Here is a 3722-nt window from a genome sequence, read left to right on the forward strand (position 1 = left end):
GATTGGTGCAGTGATGCGCAAGCTGGTGCATTTGATTTACGGGGTGATTAAATCAGGCAAACCTTTTGATGCGGAAATTCCTCTCAAGGGACTTGCAATTCAAGACGGTATCTGACCCCGAGTCTCCGTAAATACGATCTATTCCGTGAGGTTAAGATCACTGGAAAAAGTGTGGTGTTCTCAGCGACCGACAACGCTAATGACAGTCTTACCAGCCTTGTGTTAAAAAAGATTAGTGTTACAGCCCAAGATGTAGTCCCTGCACTTCTCTCTAGCAGGGCAGATAGTATCGCGATTGGTGTAGGGGACTTAGTGCAAGATGTTGCTAAAACAATCAACAATAACAAGGCATTGCGTTATAGCTTGGAGGTTTTAGATATCGTAGGGGCGCCAGTTGCATATGCAGCCCGCAAGGCGATAGAAGACACTTATATTGGCAGCAAACTTCAAGAAGCTCAGGAATATGTTTTTAATAAAGCCAGTGGGCTGTTTACAGGTGTTGGTTATGATACGCTGAGTGCACAGAGTGGCGGGCTAGGGGTATTTTCTGTACTTAGTGTTGCTGCATCGGGTGGTGCGAAAAGGCTGTTGGATGATGTAAGCAACATCACTCAAGTTGTTAAGAATAAGTTAGATGGATTAGCTCGTGAGAAACTAACGAAAGTAGAATTGCAAAATCAATATCCTAATGCATCGGTTCAATCTGAAAGAGCATTAAGAAATGCTGACGGTACTCGTGCTATTGATGAGTATAGCAACTCTGGTCGTAATATTGATCATGTAGTAATTGAAAATGGCCAAGTAGTACGTTCGGTTGAAACTACAAGTATGACAGCTAACAAAGCAGCTCAGATAGCAAAAGAAAACCGGATTCGCGAAGCGGGAGGTAATTATGTGCGAGATAAGACAACTGGCAATCTTATAGATTTGGGCACTATACAAACAGAAATTCTTCGGAGAAAGTAAAAGTGGCAACAATTGATAAAGTTGTTTGGCATACCCGTATTCAAGGGAATCCAGAAACTCGAAAACAGATTTTGACCCGTTTCTGGATTATTGTAAATTTCATTCAAATGAATGGGCTTACTAAAAGAATATTGGCGAGATCAATTGCTGAAATAGATGATGAATTTTCTATTAATAGCGATGATTTGACAGACATTGGATTAGAACTTATGAAAAAAGCTTACGACAAATGGTTAACAAAAGTGGATGCAGGTATGCCTCCGGCAGATATTGCCATTTTGCAAAGAACTCTAGAAAAGCTAAACAAATAAATAAACCAGGTTGATCAAAAAGGTAAATTACCAGAGTTCATTAATGTGAATGGTCGCACTTGCAGAATGACAACGGCTCATACTTTTTATAAGCATGCATATAGACATAAGCTTGATGATTTGGTCTCTCATGAGCGTAAGCTTTTGAAATCAGGTGTTGAACTTTAAATAAACACCAGCGTGAATGGGCAGAGTAATTTAGGAGCGATTAATTGATTTACGTATGGCGAATTTTATCTGATGAATATCCAGAAAAACATACCAGAGAATGAAGCTTTATCTAAGCGTAAAGCGATTTGCGCTTCGGTTTGCACCAATAAGCTGACCCTGCATTACAGCTAACACAGCCAGCGTGCCGTGATTTTCCGAGAAAGTATCATCAATTTCTAAAAATCAATGGGGTCAGACTCGATTGATTGGATGGATGCTCACCCAAAGTAGGAGTCGAATCGAAGAGCATTCAATCGAGTCTGGCCCGTTGACTTAACTATCGCCTAATGAATCGTTTGACCTTGTTGCCTAAACTGAGTAATAAATTGTCTCAAACTCAAGTTATTAACAATATCTGGGCTATCTAAAATAGCATCAATGATTTGATTCGCTTCATCTACGTTACCATTTGCCTGTGCAATGAGGGCGCTTGCATAGTTGCCCGAGAAAGAAGCTCTATCTAAGCGTAAAGCGATTTGCGCTTCGGTTTGTGCTAATGGAAGCTGGCCTTGCATCACAGCCAATACAGCCAGCGTGCCATGATTTTCCGAGAAGGTATCATCAATTTCTAAGGCTTTCTTCACAGTTTGTTCAGCTTTTTGAAGATTACCTTGGCTGATGTAGCACCAGGCCAGTGCCTGGTATGTTCCCAAATGTTCTGGCATGTATTCAATTGCCGCATCAAAACTCTTCTCAGCTTCTGGGAGTTTATTTTGCATCATAAATGTCATGGCTTTTCCCAGCCATGCGCGGCCATTTTTTTGATTAAGCTCCAATGCTTGCTCGAAATGCTGTAATGCGCGTAGATCATCTTGCTTGCTTAATGCAGCAGTACCCATGCTGGTATGCGCAAGAGCGAAGTTAGGATTGGATTGTAGTGCTAGTGCAGCATGTGTTTCCGCAGAGGCAAAGTCATTTTCATCTATATACAGCGAAGATAATAATTCGTGCGATATCAAAGGGGTCAGACTCGATTGATTTTAAGCATTACGTTTGCTATTCTCAATGCTTTACCCTTGACTGTATATCGATGGCCCGTCTTCCTCGCTTTGTATTACCTGGACATCCGCAGCATGTGATTATTCGTGGCAATAACCGTGATCCTGTATTTATTGCCGATGAAGATTATCGCTATTTTCTTGAGAAACTGTCAGATGGCGCCAAAAGGCACCAGTGTGACATTCACGCCTATGTATTAATGACCAATCATGTGCATTTGCTAATCACCCCACACAAAGAAGATGGCCTATCCAAACTGATGCAAATGCTGGGCAGATATTATGTACAGTATTTCAATTATACCTATCAACGTACCGGTACATTGTGGGAAGGTCGATATAAAGCCAGCCTGATAGATAGTGAACAATACGCATTGATCTGCTATCGCTACATTGAGTTGAACCCGGTACGTGCCAATATGGTGAATCATCCTTCTGAGTATCCATGGAGCAGTTATCAGGCTAACGCCTTGGGGCAAATAGATAATTGTGTAACGCCACATGCAATGTATTGGGCATTGGGTTTGGAGGAAGCAGAGCGACAAGCGGCTTATCGAGGATTATTCTCAGGCCACTTGGATGAAATCACTTTAACCCAGCTTCGAGAGGCGACAAACAGGGCTTGGGTGTTGGGCAATGATTATTTCAAAGAGAGAATAAAGGCGCAGTTAAACCGTAGAGCCGATAAGCTTGCTAGGGGTGGAAATAGGAAGTCTGGTGACTTTATGAAAGCAAGGGCTAGGGATAATTCATAGCTTTCAATCGAGTCTGACCCCATTGATTCTTTATTCATAGCTTTCAATCGAGTCTGACCCCATTGATTCGCAAGGCCGTGCCAAGCTCAAAATTGGCATGATGAACTTGGTATATAACATGAAACGCTTGGTACAGTTAATCAAACGAGACAGGATAGGTGCGTCTGCTATGGCTTGAATTGGGAAAATAAACAGCAAATTGCGACAATCATCAGAAAATCTCAGTAAAAAAACAGCTGACTTTAGCAAAAAACAGCTGAATTAAAGATGAAAATCCTTTTTAAGAGAAGTGCTTCACAAAGTGAGTTTGAGCAAGCAATTTTTAGAGGTGCCCATAAGTAATATTGCTGAAAGAGAGACAAGCAAAGAGGTGGCCCCGTTTAGTTGGACAGAATCTTTGAAGTTTTAAGTGAAATATCTTGCGATTCTGTTTAAGCTGCCTTGGGTGTTGCGGGCAGGTGTTTAAAGTAAAACTCATCCGG

Annotated in this window: 4 protein-coding genes; 3 read left to right on the forward strand and 1 reads right to left on the reverse strand. The window is 41.5% G+C overall.

Going from position 1 to position 3722, the window contains the following annotated elements; all coding sequences use genetic code 11:
* Positions 1-174: 174 nt before the first annotated feature.
* Together Q9291_RS12075 and Q9291_RS12080 are read left to right on the forward strand one after the other, a co-directional pair.
* Positions 175-966 (forward strand): hypothetical protein, encoded by a 792-nt coding sequence (locus Q9291_RS12075; RefSeq protein WP_306390327.1) that lies wholly within the window; start codon positions 175-177, stop codon positions 964-966.
* Positions 967-968: 2 nt separating this feature from the next.
* Positions 969-1277, forward strand: coding sequence for a hypothetical protein (locus Q9291_RS12080; protein ID WP_306390328.1), 309 nt, complete (start codon positions 969-971; stop codon positions 1275-1277).
* A 494-nt stretch (positions 1278-1771) separates the two neighbouring features.
* Here Q9291_RS12080 and Q9291_RS12085 read toward each other — a convergent pair whose 3' ends face one another.
* Complete coding sequence (locus Q9291_RS12085) at positions 1772-2326, reverse strand: tetratricopeptide repeat protein (RefSeq protein WP_440971587.1); 555 nt, start codon at positions 2324-2326, stop codon at positions 1772-1774.
* A gap of 191 nt (positions 2327-2517) precedes the next feature.
* Between Q9291_RS12085 and Q9291_RS12090 the strand changes: the two genes are divergently transcribed.
* On the forward strand, positions 2518-3240 hold the full coding sequence (locus tag Q9291_RS12090; protein WP_306390330.1) for an REP-associated tyrosine transposase: 723 nt from the start codon (positions 2518-2520) through the stop codon (positions 3238-3240).
* The last annotated feature ends 482 nt before the right edge of the window (positions 3241-3722 follow it).

It is taken from the genome of Methylophilus aquaticus (genome assembly GCF_030769565.1).
In the GTDB taxonomy this organism is placed as follows: Bacteria; Pseudomonadota; Gammaproteobacteria; order Burkholderiales; family Methylophilaceae; genus Methylophilus; species Methylophilus aquaticus.

Coding starts and splice junctions, on each gene's coding strand:
- Q9291_RS12085 (WP_440971587.1), bottom strand. CDS start 2,326: ATGGGTACTGCTGCATTAAGCAAGCAAGATGATCTACGCGCATTACAG.
- Q9291_RS12090 (WP_306390330.1), top strand. CDS start 2,518: ATGGCCCGTCTTCCTCGCTTTGTATTACCTGGACATCCGCAGCATGTG.